Here is a 23,565-nt window from a genome sequence, read left to right on the forward strand (position 1 = left end):
AGCCGGGCTGGGCCGTACTGCTCAGTCGGTCAACGACCGGACGTCCCACACCCACACGCCGCCGATGAAGGCCGGCTGGATCCCGGTCAGCTCGGTCATCCCCCGGCGCAGCGCGGCCTCGTGCTCGTGTGGCCCGAGAATGACCACCCCGGCCCGCCAGTAGCGCAGGTCGTCGACCGCCCGGACCCGGCTCTGCGGGATGATCGGCGGCACCGCCCCGGTGCGCCGGATGGTGGCGAAGAAACTGCTGGTGGGGCGGGGAGTCGCACCGAACAACGCGACCTTGGGCGGATCGGCGTTCGGACGGGTGTCCGGGCCGAGGAAGTAACCACGGGCCAACGGCATGTCCAACCGGGTCGCCGCGGACCAGCGCAGCGGCTCCGCGTACGTGCTGTCCGGCAACGGCAGGGTCACCACACTGCGCCCACCGGCCACGTACGGCCGCCACGCCCCACTGGTCACGAAGCTCGGGACCGGGTCCAGGTGAGCCACGGGCAGCGGAGTGGGGACGATCGGCAACAGGGCCATGGTGAGCACTGTGGCGGTGACGAAGCGGACCTGCCCCCGGGCCACCGGATGGGCGCCGGCCAGCTCTCGGGCACGTTCGGCGCCATAGGCGAGCAGCAGCCCGATGATCGGGGTGATCGCCAACGCCCAGCGCGTCGGCACCACCGAGTGCAGGATGGGCAGGTTCTCCAACGCCGCCCAGGGGCCCGGCACACCCGTACCCCGGTTGTCGAAGCGGACCTCCCGACCCAGCGAGAGCACCGCGAATACCAACCCGAGCGCGGCCAGCGCGAGCACCACGATCGAGCGGCGCAGCCACCAGACCAGGGCGATCACCAGCACCACCAGCGCCCACCCGAAGAAACTGTTCTCCTCGGTCGGGTTCTTGGCCAGGCCCGCGGCGGTACGCGCGCTACCGGCGAGTGATTCCCGGGAGTACGCGACGAACGAGGCCACGTCGCTGGAGTAGCCGCGGATCAGGCGGGACAGCCCGGAGTACGCGTCCGGTCCGAAGAACTGGACGTACAGGGGGTACGCCAGCAGGAGCCCGGCGACCCCGGCGGCGACGGCCAGGCCGGCGAGGAAGGATCGGGCCCGCGACCGCAGGTCCGCGCGGCCGAGAGCGAGCACGCCGACGATCACGCCGAGCCCGATCGCTGTCATCAGCAGGATCTCCAGGTTGAGGAACGCCTGCCAGACGATGACCACCGCGAGGAGGACCCCGTTGCGCAGCCAGCGGCCCGGTTCACCGAGTCGTAGCGTGCGCCAAATGATCAACGGGACGACGAACTGCGACACGATGTTCGGGTGCCCATTGGCGTGCGACACCATTGCCGGCGCGAACGCGCAGAAGCCGGCGCCCAGCCACGCCGGCCCCCGGCTGCCGATCAGGACCCGGGAGAGCAGGAAATACCAGGCCGTGGCAGTGGCAATCATGCCGACGGTGAGAAAGATCAGAAATGACGCTCGCGGCCCGAACAGCAGGGTGATCGGCGTCATTGGCAATGAAATGGATAATACGGACGTATTGGCCATCAGATTGACGCCGTCGGGAACGTTCATCTGATTGGAATGGAACGGATACGCAAAGTGCGTGACTACTCGCGCACCGTGGGCCATCATCCATTCGAACTGCGACTGATCGGACTGGTTGTCCCGCACATCGCTGCCCGGGTCCAGCCAGAGTCGACAGGTGACCCAGAAGCCAAGCACCACGAAGCTCAGCACCGCGGCCAGATCGGCCCACATCCCCCTGCGGGAAGGCCGAACGGCACCGGCAGCCCTCTCCGCCGACGGCGCGGCGGCCGGGCCGCCGCTGTCGCTGGGCACGTCCGGATCAGGAGTAGTCATGACAATTCATAGGGTAGTCAGCGTATGACGCCGCCGTGACATGTTTCGGGGTACTGCCGTACTATGTGTCGGGTTCGCCGACCGCCGATCACGAACCCACCCCCCGACCACAATTCGGCCACCCCGATGCCCCGATTCTTTCGCCCTCCCAGCGGATGATTCACTCTGTCGGTCCAGGCACGGGTCGAGTTCATATCGTGAGGAATCGACGCATGGCAGAAATCACTGGGGATCAGCGCGTGCAGTCCGAGGTGCTGGAAGGCCTGGCAACCGCTGTCAACCACCGTCGCTGGTTCATCGAACTGGCCGTGCCGTACCTCGGCGACGACCCGATCGAGATCGGCAGCGGCCTCGGTGACTACGCGCTGGAATGGTCCGAGCGGCTGCCGCGGTTCACCGCCACCGAGGCCGACCCGGACCGGCTGGTGCAGCTCAAGGAGCGCCTGGCCGACCGTCCGAACATCGATGTCCGGCAGATGCTGCTGCCGCACAACGACCGGGGCGACTACAGCGCCGCCGTCTCGTACAACGTCCTGGAGCACATTGAGGACCACGTGGGCGCGCTGGAGAGCATGCGCGACCTGGTCCGACCCGGCGGCGCCGTGATCATCATCGTGCCCGCGTTCCAGTTCGCGATGGGTCCGGCCGACATCGCCACCGGGCACGTCCGCCGCTACACGAAGAAGACGCTCGGGGCGGCGATGACCGGCGCCGGTCTGACCATCGAGAAGATGCACTACGCCAACGCGCTCGGGCTGATCGGCTACTTCATGGCCACCAAGGTCTTCCGGCTGATGCCGAAGGAGGGCCCGATGGTCAAGGTGTACGACACCCTCGTCCTGCCCGCCACCAAGGCCGCCGAGCAGCTCGTACTCCCGCCGTTCGGCCAGTCCGTCTTCGCAGTAGCCCGCGTCCCAGCCTGACCCCGTACACACGCGCCGGTCGTGCAGCAGAATGGCCTGCCTACCCGGGTCGATCATGGAGTTATGGTGCCCAGTTTGGTGTGCGGCAGGCGCTTTGTCACCCACCACAACTCCATGATCGACGAGACTGGCGGCGTTGCCCAACCCTTCCCGGGTTAGTCCTTGATCTGGTACGTGGGGCGGATTACCGCCCTCGCCAGGGTGTGGAACGTCAGGTTGAAGCCGACGTAGGCGGGGCTGGCGTCCGGAGTCAGATCCAGGCGGTCGACGTCCAGGGCGTGCACTGCGAAGACGTACCGGTGCGGACGGTCGCCGGCCGGCGGAGCCGCCCCGCCGTAGCCCTGCTCGCCGTAGTCGTTGCGGACCGAGAACGCCCCGCCGAGGTCGGTGCCCGCCGCGCCACCGGCCCCGGTGGGCAACTGGGTGACGTTGACCGGCACGTTCACCAGCACCCAGTGCCAGAAACCGCTGCCCGTCGGGGCGTCCGGGTCGTAGCAGGTCACCGTGAAGCTCTTCGTCTCGGCGGGAAAGTCCGACCAGGTCAGCTGCGGCGAGACGTTGTCACCCCCGGTGCTGCCATGCGCGTGCCGGGCGTCCATCGGCTCGCCGTTCTGCACGTCGTCGCTCGTCAGCGTGAACGAGGGCAGCGTCGGCAGCAGCTCGTACGGGTCCGGGGCGATCGGTCGTTCCAGGGTCATGGGGACGCGTCCTTCCGATGTGCGGAGATACCAGCCCCTTCTTACCCCGCCCCGGCCCTCTCGACGACCGGAAGCCGGCGCTGACCGACTGTGGTTTCGCAGAGCTACGTTTGAGGTCGGGCAACGTTCCGCAGGGGGACATCGTGGCCGGCATCTGGCGGGACTTCGTGGTAGCCGTTGTCACCGCGTTCCGCCGCCGGGACGAGCGAGCCATCGCCGACGAACGCCGGCGCGCTGTCGAGCGACTGGCCGAGGAGACGATCCGCCGGGAGCGGCGGGCCACCGACCCGCCGGAGTGACCGGGACGCAGGGCACCGGACCGCTTCGGGGCGAGCAGTCAAGATGACCTGATGGGGCGGATCTTCCGGTCGCGGCCAGTCGTCACGGCGGAGACGCACCGACCGACGCTGTTCGAGGTCTTCTTCGACCTCGTGCTCGTCTTCGGGCTCATCCGGGTCACCACCTTCATGAGCGAGCAGCCCTCGGCGGTGACCCTGGTGCGGGGGTTCCTCGTCCTCATGCTGCTGTGGAACTCCTGGTTGGTCTACGCCTGGCTGGGCAACTACGTCCGGATCGACGTCGGGCTGATCCGCGCCGGCGTCACCGTGGCGATGGCTGCCGTCTTTCTCATCGCGCTGGTCATCCCCGAAACCTGGGAGACCGGCCCGGGTTCGACGACACCGCGTCTCATCCTGGTGCTGGCGTACGGCGTGGTGCGGTTGATCCAGTTCGCCCTCTTCTACTGGGTGGCGGCGGACGACCCCCGGTTGCTCCGGACCGTTCGGCTCTACGCCCTCACCACCGCGCTGTCCTGGATTCCCCTCGCTCTCGGAGCCGTGTTCGGCGGCACGGCGCAGCTCCTGCTCTGGGCACTGGCGCTCATCATCGATATGAGCGGTGGAGTTTTCGCCCTGCTGGTGAGCGGATGGCCGGTACGCAGCCCCGGCCACTTCGGGGAGCGGCACGGCCTCGTGGTGATCATTGCGCTCGGCGAGTCCCTGATCTCGGTCGGTGCCGGGATCGGAACTCGGATGATCCACACGCCGACCCTGGTGGCGGCGCTGCTCACCCTCGCCGTCACGGTCTGCCTGTACTGGCTGTACTCCGCGAGCGCCGCGAGCGCGGGACAGGCGCTGACCACGGATTCCGGACTGCACCGGGGCTTCGTGGCCGGCAACGCCTACAGCGTCGCCCACCTCCCGCTACTCGGCGGGACCATCTACGTGGCGCTGGGGGTCGAGGAGGTGCTCGCCGCCATGGCGCACGGGAAGTCGCACGAAACCCTGCACTGGATCCCGGCAATCGCGCTGTTCGGCGGGACCGCCCTGTACCTCGCGGGCCGGGCGACGTTCCTGGTTCTCAGCGTCCGGTGCGTGCGACCCGAGCAGTTTCTCGCGCCCGGGGTGGCGCTGTTGCTACTTCCCGTCGGCCGTTACCTGCCCGGCCTGGCCGCTCTCGGCCTGCTCACCGCGTTTCTCGTCGCGCTGCTCAGCTACGAGGCGTGGACCAGGCGATCGACTCGGGTTCAGTGATGTCGGGGCGTCCCAGGAGTCCTGACACCCCGACTTCCGGAAAGCCGAGTGGATCAAGGTGGGCGGAGGGTGTGGGATTCGAACCCACGAAGACATCGCTGCCTTACCGGTTTTCAAGACCAGCGCCATCGGCCACTAGGCGAACCCTCCTGGACCGCCACCCGTGGGCGTACGGCCACGCATAGTCTGCCACGGCTCGCTCCGGTCGGCCCGGCGTCCCTCCCCGGTGCGCCGGCCAGGCGGTCTGACGTGTCCACTGTGGGCTGGACGGTGCGCCTGCGACATCCGGGAAGATCGGGAAGACTGGGCCCATGCGAGCCATCACGATTCCGGAGCCCGGTGGACCCGACGCGCTGGTCTGGGCCGAGGTGCCCGACCCGGAGCCGGGCCCGGACGAGGTCATCGTGGATGTGCGGGCCAGCGGGGTCAACCGCGCTGACCTGCTGCAACGGCAGGGGCACTACCCGCCGCCGCCGGGCGCGCCCGCGTACCCCGGGTTGGAATGCTCTGGGGTGATCACTGAGGTTGGCGCGGAGGTCGCCGGGTGGGCGGTCGGGCAGCAGGTCTGCGCGTTGCTGGCCGGCGGCGGGTACGCGGAGCGGGTGGCGGTCCCCGCCGGGCAGTTGCTGCCGGTGCCGGCCTGCGACCCGGTCGACGCGGCGGCGCTGCCCGAAGTGGCCTGCACGGTCTGGTCGAACCTGGTCCAGGTGGCGCGGCTCGGCGCGGGCGACACGCTGCTGGTGCACGGCGGCGGCAGCGGGATCGGCACCTTCGCCATCCAGCTCGGGGCGGCCCTCGGCGTGACAGTGCTGACCACAGCGCGGGAGGCCAAGCACGACCGGCTGCGTGAGCTGGGCGCGGCACACATCATCGACTACCGGGAGCAGGACTTCGTCGAGGAGGTCCGCCGGGTCACCGACGGGCGCGGCGTGGACGTCATCCTCGACATCATGGGTGGGTCCTACCTGGGGCGGAACGTCTCCGCGCTGGCCACTGGCGGTCGGCTGGTGGTGATCGGGTTGCAGGGTGGGCGCAAGGCCGAGTTGGATCTCGGCGCGCTGCTGACCAAGCGGGCGAGCATCACCGCGACGTCGCTACGGTCCCGTCCGCTCGCGGAGAAGGCGGAGATCGTCCAGGGCGTACGGGACGAGGTGTGGCCGTTGGTCGAGGCGGGCCGGATCCGGCCGATCGTGGACCGGCGGCTGCCGATGACCGAGGCGGCGCAGGCGCACCGGCTCGTCGAGTCGAGCGACCACTTCGGCAAGGTGCTACTCACCCGCCCGCCGGGCGGAAGGTCGACCAGGAGCTGAGCGGGTCAGCCGTCAGGTGAGCGAGCTCGCCAGCGTCGGGTCGTCCGTCGGTCGGGGCAGCACCAGCCGGGCGCCCGGGCCCTCGCCGGCCAGGGTGTCCTCCGGGTTGTTAAGCGTGCAGCGCTGCAACGACAGGCAGCCGCAGCCGATGCAGCCGTCCAGGTCGTCGCGGAGCTTGGCGAGCAGCCGGATCCGCTCGTCCAAACGGCTGCGCCAGCTCGCCGAGAGCCGCGCCCAGTCCTGCGGGCTGGGCGTGCGGGCCTCGGGGAGCGAGTCGAGTGCCTCCCGGATCTCGTCGAGCGAGACGCCGACCTGCTGGGAGATCCGGATGAAGGCGACCCGCCGCAACTCGGCGCGGGCGTAGCGGCGCTGGTTGCCGCCGGTGCGGTCGGCGCGGATCAGCCCGAGTCGCTCGTAGTAGCGCAGCGCCGACGGTGCCACCCCGGAGCGGGCGGACAGCTCACCGATCGTCAGTAGATCCGGCATCACCAGGTCCTTGAGTTGAAGTGCACTTCAACTCACACAGTAGTGGCATGACCACCACACTGACCACCGACAGCAGCGCCCGACTGCCCGGGCTGATCCGACGGCTGACCGGCGACGAGAAACACGCACCCAGCGCGCACTCCACCATTGACGTGCTTCAGGTGCTGTACGACCGGGTGCTGCGGGTCACCCCCGACACCGCCGACGACCCGGAGCGGGACCGGTTCCTGCTCTCCAAGGGCCACGGACCGGCCGCCTACTACGCGGTGCTCGCCGCACACGGCTTCATCCCGGACGCCTGGCTCGACGACCTGGCCGGGCCGGAAAGCCGGCTCGGCCACCACCCGGACCGCCTCCTGGTGCCCGGGGTCGAGATCGGCTCCGGCTCCCTCGGGCACGGGCTCGGGCTGGCCGTCGGCACCGCGCTCGGCCTGCGCGCCCAGGGGCTGCTCAACCCGAGGGTGTACGTGCTGCTCGGCGACGCCGAACTGGACGAGGGTTCCAACCACGAGGCGATCGCGTACGCGGGAGCGACAGGCTTGGACAGCCTCACCGCGGTCGTGGTCGACAACGCGTCGGCCAGCTACGGATGGGCCGGTGGCATCGCCAGCCGGTTCACCGTCAACGGCTGGACCGCCGACACCGTCGACGGACGGGACCACGAAGCCCTGTACGCGGCGCTGACCGGGCACCGGCCACGACACCCGCACCTGGTGGTCGCCCGCATCGAGAGCAAGGGATGACCGACATGCGTACCGCCTTCATCGACACCACCACAACGCTCCTCGACGAGGATCCGCGTACCGCTCTGGTGCTGGCCGACATCTCGGCGAGCCAGTTCGCCTCAGCCGGCCACCGACACCCGGACCGCGTGCTCAACGTGGGGATCCGGGAGCAACTGATGATCGGTGTGGCCGGCGGGCTCGCCCTGACCGGGCTGCGTCCGATCGCGCACTCGTACGCGACGTTCCTGGTGGACCGGGCGTACGAGCAGATCAAGTTGGATCTGGACCACCAGGGCGTGGGAGCGATCCTGGTCAGCATCGGCGGGTCGTACGACGGGTCGGCGGAGGGCCGCACCCACCAGTCGCCCGGGGACGTGGCGCTCTTCGACTCCCTCGGCGACGGCTGGACGGTCCGGGTGCCCGGCCACCCGCACGAGGTGGCGCCGCTGCTGCGCAACGCCGTGACCACCGACGATCGGACCTACCTGCGGCTCTCCGAGCAGCGCAACGCCGAGGCGTACCCGGATGCCACAGGGCTACTGGTGCTCCGGCGGGGCGGGTCTAACGCGCCACTCGTGGTGGCGGTCGGGCCCATGCTCGACCCCACACTGGCGGCGACCGAGGGGATGGACGTGACGGTGGCGTACACCCACACGCCCCGGCCGCTCGACACGCCCGGGCTGCGGGCGCTCGCCAACACCGACGTGGTGCTGGTCGAGCCGTACCTGGCGGGAACGTCGAGCGCGCTCGTCAACCGGGCGCTGGCGGACGTACCGCACCGGCTGCTCGCCCTCGGGGTGGGTCAGACCGACCTGCGACGGTACGGCGATCCGGCCGACCACGCCCGGTGGCATGGGCTGGACGCCGACGGCCTGCGGCGGTCGATCAGCGCGTTCCTGGGGTCAGTTGGCGGCTGAGACGGCGGGGCGGCGGCGAGCGCGCTCGCGCCCGAGGATCCAGATCGCCTCGACGCCGTCCTTCCAGGTGATCTTCTTGCCCTCTTCCCGGCCGCGCGCCCGGTAGCTGATCGGCACCTCGTACGGCCGGATCCGGCGACGGAGCAGCTTGCCGGTCACCTCGGCCTCCATGCCGAAGCCACGCGAACGCACCTCGAGCGACCGGTAGAGCGCCACCGGCATCAGCTTGAAGCAGGTCTCCAGGTCGCCGATGTACGAGTTGAACAGCACGTTGGCCGCCATCGTGACGCCCTTGTTGCCCATCACGTACCAGAAGCTGTAGGCGCTGTGGCTGCCGAAGGTGCGGTTGCCGTAGACCACAGTGGCCCGCCCGTCGAGCACCGGGTCGAGCAGCTTGGGGATGTCCTGCGGGTCGTACTCCAGGTCGGCGTCGAGGATGACCATGTAGTCACCCTCGGCGCTGTCGACCGCCGTCTTGATGGCGGCACCCTTGCCGGCGTTGCGCTGGTGGGTGATGACCCGCAGGCGCGCGTCGTCGGCGCGACCGAGGACCTCGCCGGTGCCGTCGCGACTGCCGTCGTCGACGACGACCAGTTCGATCTCACAGGGATAGTCCACCGCCAGTGCCTGCTTGAGGGCATCCGCGATGCGTTCTTCCTCGTTGTAGACCGGCATGAGGATCGAGAGCTTCACGGGGATCTCCACGGTGGCGGCAACACGTCGGCCATAGCCTAGCCTGGTTGGTTTGTTAACCGCGTACCGCCACCGCTGGGCAGTCGGCGCGGCGGGTTCAGATCAATGGTGTTTACTTCCGCCATGTCGGCTGCCGGCTCCCTGCTCGCGGTGGTTCCTGCCGCCGCGGTGCTCCTGCTCACCGTCGCGGCGATGCCACGCGAGGCTGGTGCGGTGGCACCGCTGCGGCTCGCCGTGGTGCGCGCCGCCCTGCTCAGCGGGGCGTACGCGGTGCTCGTCGTCGAGGTGCTCGGCGCGTCGCACGCGTTGACCCGACCCGCGTTCGCCATCGCCTGGCTGCTCTTCCTGATCGCTGCCGCGACGGCGGCCGGTCTGCGCTGGCGACGGGCGATCCGCCTTGGGCAGCCACTCGCCGCTGCACCAGCAGTCAGCACTGCATCACGGACGGTGCCGGTCGGCGCTGTGGTGTCCGGTGGCGGCACCGACGTGGCGGCCCCGGTGGCCGAGCGCGATGAGCCTGCCCCCGCGCCGCCTCGAACTGGTCGGGGGCCCGCCGGCCTGCTCGCCGTGGCGGTCGACGCCTGGCGTACGGCCCGACCGGGCGAGCGGCTCCTCGCCGGCACGGTCGGCGGGCTGGTCCTGGTGGAGCTGCTGGTAGCGCTGCTGGCCGAACCGAACAACTTCGACTCACAGACCTATCACCTGCCCAAGGTGGAGCACTGGGTGGCCCAGGGCGACCTGGACTTCTGGCCCACCGCCATCCACCGGCAGGTGACTATCCCGCCCGGCGCCGAGTACCTGCTGCTGCACCTGCGCCTGCTCACCGGCGGCGATCACCTGCACAACCTGGTGCAGTGGGCGGCCGGCGTGGCCTGCCTCCTGGTGGCGGCACGGATCACCGCTCAGCTCGGCGGCAGTCGGCGGGCCCAGTTGCTCACCGCGTTCGTGCTGGCGACCACGCCGATGGTGGTGCTCCAGGCGACAAGCACGCAGACCGACCTGATCTGCGCGGCGTGGGTGGCCTGCGCGGCGACACTGGTGCTCGACGGGCTGCGTCGACCGACCGGCTGGGGCACGCTGCTCGGGCTGGGGGCGGCCACCGGGCTGACCGCGGTGACCAAGACCAGCGGCCTGATCGCTGTCGGCCCGCTGCTGGTGCTCTGGGGACTGGCCCAGTTGAGGCTGGCTCGGACCGATCAGTCGGCGGCGGCGAGCCCGGCACCGACCGACCCGGCGGCGGGCGAGGGTCGGGAATCCTGGCCGGTCGGCGGGCTGGCCCGCACTGTCGGCGGTTCGGTGCTGATCCTTGTGGTCGCGGCCGTGGTGGTCGGCCCGTTCCTGGCCCGGGTGACCGCCGAGTTCGGGCATCCGCTGGGGCCGCCCCGGCTGCGCGAGTCGATTCCGATGGAGCGGCACGACCCGGCGTCGATCGTGGTCAACGCGCTGCGGATCGGGCACACCGCGTTCGACACACCGCTGGCACCGCTGCGTCGGGCCGGAGCCGAAGTGATCATCAGCGGTGCCGAGGCGATCGGGGTCGACCCGCAGGACCGCGCGATCACCTTCGGGCGGGAGCTGTTCCCGGAGCCGGCCTGGTATCCGGACGAGGACCGGGTGGCGTTTCCGCTGGCCGGGGCGTTGGCGGTGATCGGCGCGGTGATCGCGCTCGCCCGACCTCGGCGGATCGCTCCCGAGCGGGCCGGGTCGCTGCGGGCGTACGCCGTGGTGGTGCTGACCGCCGTGCTGCTGCACACCGCGATGATCAAGTGGCAGCCGTGGGGCAACCGGCTGCTGCTCTACGCAGTGGTGCTCGCAGTGCCCCTTGCCGGCCTCTGGCTCGACGCGCTCCTGCGTAACCGCGCGGGTGGGCGTCGAACGGTTGCCACAGTGGCGGCCGTCACCGTTCTGGCCACCTCGGCGCTGGCCGGAGTGCTCGCGCTGTCGTACGGCTTCCCGCGCCGGCTGGTCGGTGCCGGCTCGGTCTTCACCACCTCGGACTGGGACACCCGGTTCCTGCGCCGGCCGCAGTGGGCCGACGAGTTCCGCTGGGCGGCGACAGCGGTCCAGGACAGCGGTGCGCGACGGATCGGGCTGGTGCAGCAGAACGACAACTGGGAGTACCCGTGGTGGCTGCTGCTGCGGCAACCCGACGGCAGCTCTCCGGACCTGGTGGCATTGCAGTCGGTACTGCCGGAACGACCGCCGGCCGACCCCTCCTCGGTCGACGCGATCGTTTGCACCGGCACCAAGGCGGCCTGCGCCAAACTCGTCCCGGCCGGCTGGCGGCTGGAGTTCCGCGGCTACGTCGGCTACGCCCTGCCGCCGGGCCGCTGAACAAAAGCCGGCCGCACCGCCGGGCCGCTGAACCACAAGCCGGCCCGGATAGTCCGATCCGGGCGGTTCTGCATCCCGCGCGCAAGGATCTGAGGCGCATTCACATCTGTTGATCCGCACGTTACCGTCTGGTAACTCAATCGACGTCCCGCGATTGAGCCGAAAGGAGTGCGTCGATGCCTGCAATCCCCGCCAGGCCCGAACGCGCGACCCGACGACGGGCCATCACCGTCGCCGTCGCCGTCGCCGCTCTCGTCCTACCGATGCTCGCCGGACCGACCACCCCCGCCACCGCCGCCGACCGACCAACCGTCCAACCACTCCCCGCCAACCTCGAAGCCATCCGGGCCGCCGAGGCGACCGCCCTCTACGGCAGCCCGGCGATCCGCCCGATCGAACAACGGCGCACCGCGTTGATCACCATGGGTGACAGCGAGATCTCCGGTGAAGGGGTCGGCAACTACGTCCCCGGCACCCACCAGGACGGCAACTGGTGCGACCGCTCGTACGACCAGGCCGTTTTCCGCACCGGCATCACGTCGGACGCGCAGTACAACATCGCCTGCTCCGGTGCCACCCCCTGGAACCTGATCGCGGGCGGCCCGACCCAGCACAACGAACTGAACCAGGGCGACCACCTGGGCATCAAGGCGCGCAACACGCACGTGAAGCTGATCTGGGTGGTGGTCGGCGCGAACGGTGACGGCACCATCCAGTTCGGTCCGGTCGCCACCGACTGCGCCATCCGCCGGGTCTTCTTCCAGGGCGCCTGCTACCCCACCTACACCGACCAGTGGACGATCCGCACCGACGGCAGCCGGCAGGCCGTGGAGTCGGCGCTCACCGACATCCGGCAGACCATGACCAACGCCGGCTATCTGCTGTCGGACTACGAGCTGGTGCTGATGTCGTACCCGAGCCCCGGCAGCCCCGACGTGGAGGACAACCCCAACTTCCCCGGCTGGTACTCCGGCGGTTGTCTGCTCTACCTGGCCGACGCGGCGTTCGCCCGGAACAAGGCGGTGCCGATGTTCGAGTCGGCGCTGCGCTCCGCAGCAGCCAACACCGGCACCCGCTACCTGGACGCCAGCCGGCTCTTCCACGGGCACGAGGTGTGCACCGACAACACTTCGGTCCGCGGCCTCTTCATCGAGGTCGGCATCTGGAACGAGAACGCCGCCCGCCAGTCGTTCCACCCCAACGCCCGTGGGCACGGCATGTTCGCCCAGTGCATCACCCAGTTCTGGAACTCTCTGCAGACGCGGGCCAGCTGCGTCGACCCGGCCAGCACCGGCGGTGGCGTGCTCTACCCGGGGCTGCTGGAGTTCAAGCAACTGCGCAACCTGGCCACCGGCACCTGTGTCGACGGCAAGGGGTACGACTCCCGCAACGGCACCGCGCAGCAGCCGTACTCCTGCCACGGTGGGCGCAACCAGGGCTTCTGGTACGACTCGGCCCGACGGTCGCTGCACTCCGAGCTGTCCCACGACCGTTGCCTGGACGTCGCCAACAGCTCGATGAGCGCCGGCACCGCTGTCAACATCTACGACTGCAACGGCACCGGCGCGCAGCAGTTCGTCTTCGTGGGTAACCAGATCAGGCCGGCGAGCGCCACCAACCTCTGCGTGGCGTTCGACAACCCGTTGCTGGGCAGCTCTCGCCTGCGATTGGCGACCTGTTCCAGCAGCACCCGGCAGCAGTGGTCGTTCGAGGCCCGTACCGCCGCCAACCCGGTCGGCTACGGTCACGACGACTTCATCGGCTCCCGCGTCTACTGACGAGAGCAGGGGCCCTGGCGTCGACCAGGGCCCCTTCGCTCACTTCGCGTGGGGAACGAGGATGAGCCGGGCCACGCCCTTGTCGCCGTCCTTCGCGCCGGCGACGCCGAGCGTCGCACCGACCTTGACCTCGCTCGGCTGCACTGTGGCCCGCCGCTCGACGACCCGCAGGTCATCGCCGAAGGTCCAGGTCATTGTGAAGCCGTCGGTGGACTTGACGGTCACCGAGTCGCCGTCGATCGCTGTCACCTCGCCGCGCTGCACGGCGACGGTCTGCGTACCGCCGTCCTTCGTCTTCACCACCGCCTCACCGTGCAGTGTGTTCTTGCGCAGCAGCACGCGGGCCTGGCGGCGCTTGCGCCACTCCTCGCCGCGCTTGTCCCGGGCCTTCTCCTTGACGCTGGGGGACGCACCCGGCGTCGGGGTGGCCGGTGCGGCAACGGTCCGCACGTCCAGGTCGTCAGCGTCGAAGCCCATCGCGGTCAGCGCCTGACCCTCGACCCCCATGGCGGCGGCGACCTCGACGGCGACATCCCGGGCGGGCTGGCTGGCCACCTCGGCCGCGCCGCAGCCGCTGACGCCGAGCGCGACCGCCGCGAGCAGTGCAGTGGTGCCGGTGGCGATACCCCAACGTGGCATGACTCTCCCTCTCGTCAGTGGAGCCCTCAGCCTTCCCGGGAACGACGAGCGGAGCGTCAGGCCGATGTTCGGGTCAGGTAAGGATCACCGGGCAGCCGGACGGCGAAGGCGGCACCACCCTCCGGCGCGTGCCCTGCGGCGATCTCCCCGCCCAGCCGGCGGACCAACCCGGCGGCCAGCGCCAACCCCAACCCGCTGCCCACCTTCCGCACCCCCCGGTAACGCTCGTGCAGCGCACCGCGTTCGAAGGCCACCGCCAGGTCGTCGTCGGTGAAGCCGGGCCCGCCGTCGCGGACCTCCAACACGCCGCCGTGCGCCGGGTCCGCGCCGCCCGGCCGGACCGCGAGCACCACCGGCGACCCCGGGGGTACGACCCGCAGCGCGTTCTCCAGCAGCCCGTCCAGGACCTGCCGGATCCTCCCCGGATCGGTGTACGCGGGCACCGGCCGACCGGGCGTCTCCACCCGGAACTGCACGCCCACCGCCGCGCACCGGCCGAACCAGGTCGGCTCCGCGTCCAGAGCCAGTTGGGTCAGGTCCACCGGCACCGGTTCGAGGGGGAAGTCGGCGGCCTCCAGCCGGGCCAGTGCCAGCAGGTCACCGATCAGCCGGTCCAGGTGTTGGGCCTCGGCCAGCATCGTCCGACCGGTGTCCACCGTGTCGTCGGCGCCGAGCACCCCGTCGGCGAGCGCCTCGGCGTACCCCCGGATCGCGGTCAGCGGGGTGCGCAGCTCGTGCGAGACGGACAGCAGGAACTCCCGCTGTCGGCCCTCACTGGTGGCCAGCGCGGCAGCCAGCCCGTTCAACGCCTCGGCCAGATCGGCGACCTCGTCCGGCGGCTCGACCGGGACCCGGACGGCACGGTCACCCGCGCGCAGCCGGGCGGCGGCGGTGGCCGCGACCCGGATCGGCCGGGCCAGCCGACGGGCCAGCAGCAGCCCGGCGACCACGCCGGCGGTCAACCCGGCGAGCAGCGGCAGCCAGAGACTGAGCAGCACCCGGACCCAGAGTCCGTCGGCCAGCGGACGGGAGAGCACCACCCCGTTGCCGCCGGGCAGGGCCCGACCCTCGACCAGGGCTCGCTCCCCGTTGACCGAGCGGCGAGCCGACACGTTGCGGCCCTGCTCGATCCGCTGCACCACCCGGGGTGGCAGACCCGCCCGGTCGACCGCCCCGCGCCGGATCAGGTACGCGTCGATGCCCTGTTCGCGCAGTTGCTGGATGAGCCGTTCCTCGTCGGCGCTGCGACCCCGGTCGAGGCGGGTCCGCAGCACCTCGGCGGCGAGGCGGGCCTGAGCGGCGAGCGCCTCCTGCTCGCTCCGCTCCGCGCCCCGGATCGCCAACGGCACCGCGACGATGGCGGTGACCAGCACCGACACCAGCGCCACCGCGCAGGTGACGAGCACCGCGCGGGCGGTCAGCGTACTGCCGAATCGGGCTCGTCGGGGTGCGGTGGGTGGGGCGGCGCCGACCACCGGCAGGGCCATGGTCGGCGACTCGACGTGCCCGGTGTGGTCAGGCATCGACCGCGTACCCCACGCCGCGATGGGTCCGGATCACGCTCGCCGGGCCGAGCTTCGCCCGCACCTGGGCGACGTGCACGTCCACGGTCCGGGTGCCGGCGTGCGCCGCGTAGCCCCAGACTCCGGCCAGCAACTCCTCCCGGGTGAAGACCCGGCCGGGCCGGGCCATCAGGTGGGCCAGCAGGTCGAACTCGGTGGAGGTGAGCTGCACCGGGGCACCGGCGGCGGTGACCGTGCGGCGGGCCGGGTCGAGCGTCACCGGGCCGACGACGCGTGGCCGGTCCGCGCCCTCCGGGCCGCCGGCGGATCGGCGCAGCACCGCGCGGACCCGGGCGACCAGTTCCCGGGGGCTGAACGGCTTGGTGACGTAGTCGTCGGCGCCCAACTCCAGGCCGACGATCCGATCCACCTCGTCGTCGCGGGCGGTGAGGAAGATGACAGGGGTCCAGTCGCCGGCCTCGCGCAGCCGGCGGCAGATCTCGGTGCCGGGCAGGCCCGGCAGCGCGATGTCCAGGACGCAGGCCACCGGGCGTAACCGGCGGGCCGCGCTCAGACCGGCCTCGCCGTCACGTTCCAGGTGGACGCCGAACCCGTCCCGGGTCAGGTAGAGCCGGACCAGGTCGGCGATGGCCGGCTCGTCCTCCACGACAAGGACGAGCCCGCGATGCGGTGGTTCGACGGTCACCGGCCCATGATTGCCGACTGCTGATGCTCGGCGCGATCGCTGTGTGTTCGAGTTCGGTAAAGGTGGAACGACGCCCGAAGCGGGGTCAGGTCACCAGGACGGAGCGAACATGCCCGGCCGGGCGGCGGCCGGTGCGTCGCCGATGCTGGCGACGACCCGCGCGCCGGGCGGCCGCAGGCGGGTCCGGAACGCCTGGTTGAGCAACGCGTCGAGCTGCCAGACCTGCTTCGGGTGACTGGTCCTGATCAGGAACCGCTCACGGATCCCGTCGATCGCGGTGGCCGCCATCTCCACCGACTGCAGCCGCGGGTCCGGGCTCCAGGTGACGTTGCTCAGCTCGCGCAACTCGGTGTTGAGGTGCAGGCGCAGTCGGTGCAGAAGGCGGGTCTGCTGGGTCACCACCAGGCGGCGGTGCGTGAGTAGCAACAGGTAGTCGCCGGTGACCGGGCGGTCGGGGCGGTTGCAACGGGTGACCAGGATGGTGGCGTCACCGGAGCCGACGCAGCGCCGGAAGACCGGCATGTGCCGGCTCACCGTCTGCACGGCCAGGCCAGCCTCAGCGGCGGCCGGGAGGAACGTTCGGGAGAAGACGTCCATGACGTGCCCAACGACGTCCAACGCAGGGTGACGTGGGTCACGCGGGTTTTTTGGAAGTTCCACGCCGCCTGTCGCACTGCCTGTCCGACTTCCGACTCGGACGGATCATGGTCAGGAGTTGGGCTGAAGTGGACTGGCGGCGAACAGCTCCTCCAGCCAGCCCGGGACCGCGTCGGCGTACTCGGCGCGGGACTCCTCGGGGGTGTCCAGTGCACGGCGCCAGGAGAGCGACCGGCTCACCGGCCCCAGACCGATCGCGAGGTCGGCCGCCTCCACGAGGGTCCGCCGGTCGTACCTGTCGGTCCACGCCTCCAGGTACGCGTCGCGCAACCGCACCAGCTGGGCGTCGTCGGCGGCGAGCTTGCCCGCGTGCCCGATGGAGCGCAGGGTCACCAGCAACGTGCCGAACGGGTGCGCCACCGAGGCGTCGCCCCAGTCGAAATAGCGGTACCCGGCCGCGCCGGCGAATACGTTTCCGTCGTGCAGGTCGTCGTGTTGCACTGTCGCCGGAATGCCGATGTCGGCGAGCCGGCGGCACCGCTGCGCGTACGCCGGCAGCTCGGCCCGCAACCGCTCGTGCACCTCCGGACCGAGCCCGCCCTCGGCGCCGATCAGCAGCGCCTCGTGATCGTCGAGCAGCTCGGCGAAGAGACCGGCCAGCACCTCCGGACGCTGATCCGGCACGCCACCGGCGACCAGCTCGTCGGCGCGCGACGCGCTCGCCAGTTGCAGCGCCGCGTACCCGGGCAGCGCCCGCTCCCAGTGCGCCAGGTCCGGGTCGCGCGCCAGCACGTCGCGCAACGACTCGCCGCCGTCGGGCAGCAGCGACCAGCCCTGCGCCGGGTCCACAGCGATCGGCGTCAGCACCCGGTCGGGCGTCAACTCGGCGAGCGAGGCGATCAGTACCGCCTCGTGCACGGTGCCCGGGTTGTTGGCTTTGAACCAGACCGGACCGTCGTCGGTGGGCACCCGCCACACCAGCGACCAGGGCCGCAGCCTCGGCTCCACCAGCCCGGTCACCCGTCGCCCGGCCCGGCTGAGCTGCGCGTCGACCCAGGATCGGGCCCGCACCTGCCATTGCTCGCTGGACCAGTCGGGGGCGCGCTCACCGGCGATCGTCGTCACGCTGGGCACCTTAGGCGGCCGTTCCGCCTTGAGGCGAGGTGTTTTCCCGCCGCGTGTCAGACCAGCTCGACGATTGTGGCGTTGGCCATGCCGCCGCCCTCGCACATGGTCTGAAGGCCGTAGCGGATGCCGTTGTCCCGCATGTGCTGGAGCATGGTGGTCATGATCCGGGCACCGGAGCCGCCGAGCGGGTGGCCGAGGGCGATCGCCCCGCCGCGCGGGTTGAGCCGCTCCGGGTCCGCCTCGGTCTCCGCCAGCCAGGCCAGCGGCACCGGGGCGAACGCCTCGTTCACCTCGTACACCCCGATCTCCTCAATGCCCAGCCCCGCGCGGCGCAGCGCCTTCGCGGTGGCCGGGATGGGCGCGGTGAGCATGGTGACCGGGTCGTCGGCGGCGACCACTGCGGTGTGAATCCGGGCCAGCGGCCGCAGGCCGTGCCGGCTGGCCCAGTCGGAGGTGGTCACCGCGAGGGCCGCGGCACCGTCGGAGATCTGGGACGCGGAACCGGCGGTCACCACGCCGTCGACGCGGAACGGGGTGGCCAGCTCGCCCAGCTTCTCCAGCGAGGTCTCCCGGCGGATGCCCTCGTCGGCGGCGAACTTGCCACCGTCGGCGAGCGGCACCGGTGTCAACTCCGGGTCGAACGCGCCAGCGTCCTGCGCGGCTGCCGCCTTCTCGTGGCTGGCCAGCGCGAACTCGTCCAGCTGGCTACGCGACAGGCGCCACCGTTGGGCGATCAGCTCGGCACCGACCCCCTGGTTGAACGGCAGCGGCGCGTCGTCGGCGAAGCCCTCGACGCCCCGGTAACGGGCGCGCAGCTGGTCACTGAACGGCATGCCGCCGGCCACACTGGAACCCATCGGCACCCGGGTCATCGACTCGACGCCACCGGCGACCACCAGGTCGGCCTGGCCGGAGAGCACCGTCGCGGCGGCGAAGTGCAGGGCCTGCTGGCTGGAGCCGCACTGGCGATCCAGCGTGGTGCCGGGCACCGTCTCCGGCCAGCCGGCGGCGAGCACGCCGTTGCGGGCGATGTTCCACGACTGCTCGCCGACCTGGGACACGCAGCCCCAGAAGACGTCGTCAACCTGGGACGGGTCGAGCCCGGTGCGCTCGGCGAGGGCGCGCAGCACGTGCGCCGAGAGGTCGACCGGGTGGACGCTGGCGAGGCTGCCCTTGCGCCGCCCGACCGGGGTACGTACCGCGCCGACGATGACCGCGTCACTCATGTTTACTCCCCGGTAACTTGGGCTGCCCCGATCCTACGTCGTCCATCGACCGGTCGTCCGGCCACACCGGCACGAGGTGCCGGAATCCGACGGCCGCTGGCATGCTGGGCGGGTGAATGAGACCTCCCCGGCACAGCAGTGGCGGGTGCCGTCGAGCCTGCCGGCGGCGAAGCTGGCCGGCGCCGTCCTGCTCGTCGCGCTCGGGCTGCTCTTCGCCGACGGCGACCCGGTCCGCCTGGCGTTGGCCGCCCTGGCCGCCGCCGCGCTGGCCGGCTGGGCGGTACGTGACCTGGTCGCGCCGGTCCGATTGGCGGTGGACCCGGCCGGGCTCACAGTCATCCACGGCTTCGCCGGCCGGCGGCTGCTGCCCTGGTCGGCGGTCAAGGCGATCGCCGTCGACCGGCGGCCCCGGCTGGGGCTGACCAGCGAAACCCTGGAGATCGACGCGGGCAACTCGCTGCACCTGTTCGGCAGGTACGACCTGGGGGCCACCCCAGAAGAGGTGGCCGCCGCACTGCGCACCGCCCGCCCTGTCAGGTGAGCAGTGCTGCGGTCCGGAAGAGCACCAGCGCGAGCAGGATCAGCAGGATCAGCGCCCCGCCAGCGACCTGCACCAGCGTGCGCCGACCACGCGGCGCGTACGCGAGCACCAACGCCATCAACGCGCCGACCACCAGGCCGCCCAGGTGCCCGGGGATCGAGATGCCCGGCACGGCCAGCGTGAACACCAGGTTGATCACCAGGATCGGGATGATCCGGGAAATGTCCCGGCCCAACCTGCGCTCGATGATGATCAGCGCGGCGAAGAGGCCGAACACGGCCGTCGACGCGCCGACGGTGGCCGCCCGCGGGCTGCTGAACAGGTACGCGGCCACGTTGCCGCCGAGGCCCGCGATCAGGTAGAGCGCGGCGAACCGCACCCGCCCGAGATTGGCCTCCAACGACCGGCCGAGCACCCACAGCGCCCACATGTTGAGCAGCAGGTGGAGCACGCCGTAGTGCAGGAACATCGCCGTGACCAGCCGGTACCACTGACCCTCGGCGATCCCGCCGAGCGTGTAGTCGGAGAGGTAGGCCCGGCCGAGCACCGCACCCCACTCGGTCAGCGGCGTGCTGCCACCCATCAGGCCGCCGAAGCCGGAGCCGCCCACCGCCGCGTCCCCGCCCCGTGCGGAGGCGATGGAGACCAGCAGGAACAGCACGTTCACGGCGATCAGCGCCTTGGTGACATAGCCGTGCCGGCCGGCCGTACCGCCGCCGAAGGCGGTACGCGCCGGCCGGACACTGCGACGTCCCTCGTTGACGCACTCCGGGCACTGGTGCCCGACTGCGGCATCCCGCATGCAGTCCGGGCAGATCGGCCGGTCACAGCGGGAGCACCGGACGTAGGTCTCCCGGCCGGGGTGCCGGTAGCAGACCGGGGTGGTCGGCGGAGACTCGCTCACCGGGCCGACCCTCCGTCCAACACCACACGGTCCACCGGCACCGGCCGTGCTCCGGAGCGCTCAATCATGCGAGCAAAGGTACCTCGCCAGTCGCTCAGGAAGCGGACCGCTCGATCTCGACCCGCTCGATGACGACGTCCTGGAGCGGACGGTCGCTCGGACCGGTCGGGGTGCTCGCGATCGAATCCACGATCTTCACCGACGCCTCGTCGGCGACCTGGCCGAAGATGGTGTGCCGGTTGTTGAGGTGCGGGGTCGGGGACACGGTGATGAAGAACTGCGAACCGTTGGTGCCCGGCCCGGCGTTCGCCATCGCCAGCAGGTACGGACGGTCGAACCGCAGCTCCGGGTGGAACTCGTCGGCGAACTTGTAGCCCGGTCCGCCCCGGCCCGTGCCGGTCGGGTCGCCCATCTGGACCATGAAACCGCTGATCACCCGGTGCGAGATGGTGCCGTCGTAGTACGGACCACTGCCCGGCTGACCGGTGCGCGGGTCGGTGTACTCACGGTTGCCCTCGGCCAGGTCGACGAAGTTGCGGACGGTCTTCGGCGCGTGGTTGGGGAAGAGCTCCAGCCGGATTGGGCCAGCGTTGGTGTGCAGGGTGGCGTAGACAGCCTCGGCCACGGGTACTCCTCACTCGTTGGTCAGTTCCATGCGGATCCTCCCATGTGCCCGATCTGGCATCGCGGAGGCATCCGAAGGTGGAGGATGACGAAGGAACAACTCCCAGGAGGTAGGACCGTGTTTGGATTCGGGCGGCGTAAGTCCCAGGGGCAGCAGGCCTTGGCCGAGCTGAACCAGAGCATCAGCCACCTGATGCTGGCAGCCAACCACGCCGCGAAGGGCGCCGGCGCGACCGTCGGCCCGCGGGTCCAGGTGGCCCGGGGTTACGTCGCACCGACCGCCGTGAAGGTACGCGACCGCGCGTCGACCGGCTGGGGGACGACTCTCACCACGCTGGCACCGCTGGCGGCGGCTGCTCGTGACGGCGCCGCACAGGCAGGGCCGCTGACCAGGAAGGCCAAGTCGAAGACCATGCGGATCACCGGTAAGAAGAAGCAGCCGCGCCGTCGCGGCTCGATGATGACCGGCCTGTTGGCGGCGGGTGCCATCGCCGGCCTGGCCGGCGCGGTCGCGCTGCGTCGCCGCCGGGAGCAGCAGGAGTGGGCCGAGTACGACCCCACCCGCAGCACCCTCGAGCCGATGCGCGACGAGGTCGACTCGATCGAGGTGCGCACGCCGTCCGCCGCCCGCGGGTCCGACGGGTCCGCCATGTCCGGCGCGGCGGGGATGACCGGCGCGGGCAGCTCCGCGGTGGCCGGCGGCTCCAGCGCCAGCACCACCGCCCCGGCCAAGCAGACCGGTGTCCGCCCGACCGACAAGGTCCCGTCGGTCGCCGAGGGCGCCACCGACGTCTCCGGTCGGCCGACCGACGACCTCACCAAGGCGCTGGGCAAGGACACGGCCCGCACCAACGGCCGCCGCTGAGGTCAGCAGCAGCGCATCGGGCGCCGGCGAGTGGGTCCACCACTCGTCGGCGCTTCCGCGTCACGTGGTGCTCTTCGACCGGCTGCGCTTCCGCCTCGCGGTCAGAGCCAGCCGTTGCGGCGGAACCAGCGGTAGAGAGCCAGTGAGACGCCGAGCATGAGGGCCAGCGCCACCGGATAGCCGTACGTCATCTTCAGCTCGGGCATGTTGTCGAAGTTCATGCCCTCGACGCCGGCGATGGAGGTCCAGACCGCGGCGATGGCCGCCCACGCGGCGATCTTGCGCATGTCGTTGTTCTGGTCGACGGTGACCTGGGCCAGCCGCGCCTGGAGGATCGAGTTCAGCAGGTCGTCGTAGGAGTTCACCTGCTCCACGGTGCGGCTCAGGTGGTCCTGCACGTCCCGGAAGTACTTGCGGATCTCCTTGGGCACGTCCCGGTTGACCTGGGAGGTCAGCGTCATCAGTGGCCGTTGCAGCGGCACCACCGCCCGCTTGAACTCGACCAGCTCCCGCTTCATCTGATAGATCCGCTGGATCCGCCCGTGGCCCTGCCGGTCGAAGACCTCCGCCTCCAGCACGTCCAGGTCGTCCTCGATCTGCTCGGCCACCTCCAGATAGAGGTCGACCACCCGGTCGGTCACCCCGTACGCCACTGCCCACGGGCCGTGCAGCAGCAACTCCTGCTTGGTCTCCAGGTCGGCGCGGATCGGGGCAAGCCGGCAGGCGTCCCCGTGCCGGACGCTGATCACGAAGTTCGGGCCGATGAAGAGCATCACCTGCCCGGTCTCCACGACCTCGGAGTTCTCGGTCAGCTCGGTGTGCTCGCAGTAACGGGCGGTGCGCAGCACCAGGAAGACGACGTCGCCGAACCGCTCCAGCTTCGGGCGCTGCTCGGCCTTGACCGCGTCCTCGACCGCCAGCTCGTGCAGGCCGTAAGTCTCCGCGATGGCGGTCATCTCGGCCAGCTCCGGCTGGTGCAGACCGATCCAGACGAAGCCGTGCTCCTCGCGGCGGGCCGCGGCCAACGCCTCCGCGTAGGTCCAGTCGCCGGGCTGCCGCTTGCCGTCGACGTAGAGGGCGCAGTCGACCACCGCGCTGCGGCCGGTGCCCGTGCCCGTCGGAGCGGGGACGGGCGGCGAGCCGTCGGCGTTGAGGATCCGGGTCATCGCCCGGACCGGGGAGGGCCACGCCCGAGGTCGCAGCACCCGACCGGTGGTCGACGGTGCCGTCCGGTCCCGCTCTGTCCGATCCGTCATTGCGTCACCTCCCGCGCTCAGCTGCGGCTTGCAGGCTACGCCGATCGCGGTCGAGGACCGGTGTGACGGCGGTCGCGTGGGGGGCGGCGCCGGGCGGGCCGGGCCGCATCGGGGGGTGTGCGGGGGACGACACGGCCCACCCGGCACCTGTGGGGGCGGGAGGTTGTGCTGCCGCGTCAACCCGGGCGGGGCCGGCCCGGAGGCCGGGCGGTGAAGTCCGCAGCTGGCGGGGTGACGCTCGCAGCATTGTGAGCCAGCCGGCCGCCCGGAGGGGAGCCCCGGGACGGCCGGCATCGTCGTTCTGTCAGGAACCCGACAGTTAAT

23 protein-coding genes and 1 tRNA gene are annotated in these 23,565 nt (G+C 71.0%); 10 read left to right on the plus strand and 14 right to left on the minus strand.

Annotated elements, in window-relative coordinates:
- Positions 1-21: 21 nt before the first annotated feature.
- Entirely contained in the window at positions 22-1,857 is a 1,836-nt protein-coding gene (locus ACLJOK_RS15155; RefSeq protein WP_410819448.1) for a hypothetical protein, read from the minus strand.
- Between the two features lie 212 nt (positions 1,858-2,069).
- Here ACLJOK_RS15155 and ACLJOK_RS15160 point away from each other — a divergent pair, with 212 nt between their 5' ends.
- Positions 2,070-2,780, plus strand: a complete 711-nt coding sequence (locus ACLJOK_RS15160; RefSeq protein ID WP_410819449.1) for a class I SAM-dependent methyltransferase — start codon at positions 2,070-2,072, stop codon at positions 2,778-2,780.
- 155 nt (positions 2,781-2,935) lie between these two features.
- Here ACLJOK_RS15160 and ACLJOK_RS15165 read toward each other — a convergent pair whose 3' ends face one another.
- Positions 2,936-3,478: a YbhB/YbcL family Raf kinase inhibitor-like protein gene (locus ACLJOK_RS15165; protein WP_410819451.1), complete on the minus strand. Its 543-nt coding sequence runs from the start codon at positions 3,476-3,478 to the stop codon at positions 2,936-2,938.
- Positions 3,479-3,621: 143 nt separating this feature from the next.
- Here ACLJOK_RS15165 and ACLJOK_RS15170 point away from each other — a divergent pair, with 143 nt between their 5' ends.
- Together ACLJOK_RS15170 and ACLJOK_RS15175 are read left to right on the plus strand one after the other, a co-directional pair.
- The gene (locus ACLJOK_RS15170) at positions 3,622-3,777 is read left to right on the plus strand and encodes a hypothetical protein (RefSeq protein WP_410819453.1); all 156 of its coding nucleotides are present in this window, start codon (positions 3,622-3,624) and stop codon (positions 3,775-3,777) included.
- A 51-nt stretch (positions 3,778-3,828) separates the two neighbouring features.
- Positions 3,829-5,010 (plus strand): low temperature requirement protein A, encoded by a 1,182-nt coding sequence (locus tag ACLJOK_RS15175; RefSeq protein WP_410819455.1) that lies wholly within the window; start codon positions 3,829-3,831, stop codon positions 5,008-5,010.
- 63 nt (positions 5,011-5,073) lie between these two features.
- Here the strand turns inward: ACLJOK_RS15175 and ACLJOK_RS15180 are convergent.
- Positions 5,074-5,160: transfer RNA gene (locus ACLJOK_RS15180), tRNA-Ser, on the minus strand.
- 161 nt (positions 5,161-5,321) lie between these two features.
- On the opposite strand from ACLJOK_RS15180, the gene ACLJOK_RS15185 reads away from it, so the two are divergent.
- A complete protein-coding gene (locus tag ACLJOK_RS15185) occupies positions 5,322-6,320 on the plus strand; it encodes an NAD(P)H-quinone oxidoreductase (protein ID WP_410819457.1) in 999 nt (332 codons plus the stop codon).
- A gap of 12 nt (positions 6,321-6,332) precedes the next feature.
- Here the strand turns inward: ACLJOK_RS15185 and soxR are convergent, their stop codons facing one another.
- Positions 6,333-6,806, minus strand: a complete 474-nt coding sequence (soxR, locus tag ACLJOK_RS15190; protein ID WP_410819459.1) for a redox-sensitive transcriptional activator SoxR — start codon at positions 6,804-6,806, stop codon at positions 6,333-6,335.
- Positions 6,807-6,853: 47 nt separating this feature from the next.
- Between soxR and ACLJOK_RS15195 the strand changes: the two genes are divergently transcribed.
- Both ACLJOK_RS15195 and ACLJOK_RS15200 read left to right on the plus strand, forming a co-directional pair.
- The gene (locus ACLJOK_RS15195) at positions 6,854-7,549 is read left to right on the plus strand and encodes a transketolase (protein WP_410819461.1); all 696 of its coding nucleotides are present in this window, start codon (positions 6,854-6,856) and stop codon (positions 7,547-7,549) included.
- A gap of 5 nt (positions 7,550-7,554) precedes the next feature.
- Complete coding sequence (locus ACLJOK_RS15200; RefSeq protein WP_410819462.1) at positions 7,555-8,448, plus strand: transketolase family protein; 894 nt, start codon at positions 7,555-7,557, stop codon at positions 8,446-8,448.
- Here the strand turns inward: ACLJOK_RS15200 and ACLJOK_RS15205 are convergent.
- Complete coding sequence (locus tag ACLJOK_RS15205; protein ID WP_030487790.1) at positions 8,434-9,141, minus strand: glycosyltransferase family 2 protein; 708 nt, start codon at positions 9,139-9,141, stop codon at positions 8,434-8,436. The two genes, ACLJOK_RS15200 and ACLJOK_RS15205, sit on opposite strands and share 15 nt — an antisense overlap.
- A 123-nt stretch (positions 9,142-9,264) precedes the next feature.
- On the opposite strand from ACLJOK_RS15205, the gene ACLJOK_RS15210 reads away from it, so the two are divergent.
- Both ACLJOK_RS15210 and ACLJOK_RS15215 read left to right on the plus strand, forming a co-directional pair.
- The gene (locus ACLJOK_RS15210; RefSeq protein ID WP_410819464.1) at positions 9,265-11,475 is read left to right on the plus strand and encodes a glycosyltransferase family 39 protein; all 2,211 of its coding nucleotides are present in this window, start codon (positions 9,265-9,267) and stop codon (positions 11,473-11,475) included.
- Between the two features lie 176 nt (positions 11,476-11,651).
- Complete coding sequence (locus ACLJOK_RS15215; protein WP_410819466.1) at positions 11,652-13,253, plus strand: ricin-type beta-trefoil lectin domain protein; 1,602 nt, start codon at positions 11,652-11,654, stop codon at positions 13,251-13,253.
- Between the two features lie 39 nt (positions 13,254-13,292).
- Here ACLJOK_RS15215 and ACLJOK_RS15220 read toward each other — a convergent pair whose 3' ends face one another.
- The 6 genes from ACLJOK_RS15220 to ACLJOK_RS15245 form a co-directional block, all read right to left on the minus strand.
- Positions 13,293-13,892 carry a hypothetical protein gene (locus ACLJOK_RS15220; RefSeq protein WP_410819468.1) on the minus strand — a complete coding sequence of 200 codons (600 nt, stop codon included), beginning with the start codon at positions 13,890-13,892 and terminating at the stop codon, positions 13,293-13,295.
- 56 nt (positions 13,893-13,948) lie between these two features.
- Entirely contained in the window at positions 13,949-15,379 is a 1,431-nt protein-coding gene (locus ACLJOK_RS15225; RefSeq protein WP_410821502.1) for a sensor histidine kinase, read from the minus strand.
- 28 nt (positions 15,380-15,407) lie between these two features.
- A complete protein-coding gene (locus ACLJOK_RS15230; protein ID WP_124822475.1) occupies positions 15,408-16,100 on the minus strand; it encodes a response regulator transcription factor in 693 nt (230 codons plus the stop codon).
- 90 nt (positions 16,101-16,190) lie between these two features.
- On the minus strand, positions 16,191-16,697 hold the full coding sequence (locus ACLJOK_RS15235; RefSeq protein WP_410819470.1) for a hypothetical protein: 507 nt from the start codon (positions 16,695-16,697) through the stop codon (positions 16,191-16,193).
- Positions 16,698-16,808: 111 nt separating this feature from the next.
- Entirely contained in the window at positions 16,809-17,822 is a 1,014-nt protein-coding gene (locus tag ACLJOK_RS15240; protein ID WP_410819472.1) for an aminoglycoside phosphotransferase family protein, read from the minus strand.
- A gap of 56 nt (positions 17,823-17,878) precedes the next feature.
- Positions 17,879-19,051 carry a thiolase family protein gene (locus tag ACLJOK_RS15245; protein WP_410819474.1) on the minus strand — a complete coding sequence of 391 codons (1,173 nt, stop codon included), beginning with the start codon at positions 19,049-19,051 and terminating at the stop codon, positions 17,879-17,881.
- Positions 19,052-19,163: 112 nt separating this feature from the next.
- Here ACLJOK_RS15245 and ACLJOK_RS15250 point away from each other — a divergent pair, with 112 nt between their 5' ends.
- Positions 19,164-19,592 (plus strand): PH domain-containing protein, encoded by a 429-nt coding sequence (locus ACLJOK_RS15250; RefSeq protein WP_410819475.1) that lies wholly within the window; start codon positions 19,164-19,166, stop codon positions 19,590-19,592.
- Here the strand turns inward: ACLJOK_RS15250 and ACLJOK_RS15255 are convergent.
- Both ACLJOK_RS15255 and ACLJOK_RS15260 read right to left on the minus strand, forming a co-directional pair.
- Complete coding sequence (locus ACLJOK_RS15255) at positions 19,585-20,496, minus strand: rhomboid family intramembrane serine protease (RefSeq protein ID WP_410819477.1); 912 nt, start codon at positions 20,494-20,496, stop codon at positions 19,585-19,587. The genes ACLJOK_RS15250 and ACLJOK_RS15255 overlap by 8 nt on opposite strands.
- Positions 20,497-20,590: 94 nt before the next feature.
- The gene (locus ACLJOK_RS15260) at positions 20,591-21,121 is read right to left on the minus strand and encodes a peptidylprolyl isomerase (protein ID WP_410819479.1); all 531 of its coding nucleotides are present in this window, start codon (positions 21,119-21,121) and stop codon (positions 20,591-20,593) included.
- A gap of 84 nt (positions 21,122-21,205) precedes the next feature.
- Between ACLJOK_RS15260 and ACLJOK_RS15265 the strand changes: the two genes are divergently transcribed.
- On the plus strand, positions 21,206-21,985 hold the full coding sequence (locus ACLJOK_RS15265; protein WP_410819480.1) for a hypothetical protein: 780 nt from the start codon (positions 21,206-21,208) through the stop codon (positions 21,983-21,985).
- 101 nt (positions 21,986-22,086) lie between these two features.
- On the opposite strand, the gene corA is transcribed toward ACLJOK_RS15265, so the two are convergent.
- Entirely contained in the window at positions 22,087-23,241 is a 1,155-nt protein-coding gene (corA, locus tag ACLJOK_RS15270; RefSeq protein WP_410819482.1) for a magnesium/cobalt transporter CorA, read from the minus strand.
- Positions 23,242-23,565: the final 324 nt, after the last annotated feature.

Source organism: Micromonospora sp. 050-3, assembly GCF_046549335.1.
Taxonomy (GTDB): Bacteria; Actinomycetota; Actinomycetes; order Mycobacteriales; family Micromonosporaceae; genus Micromonospora; species Micromonospora trifolii.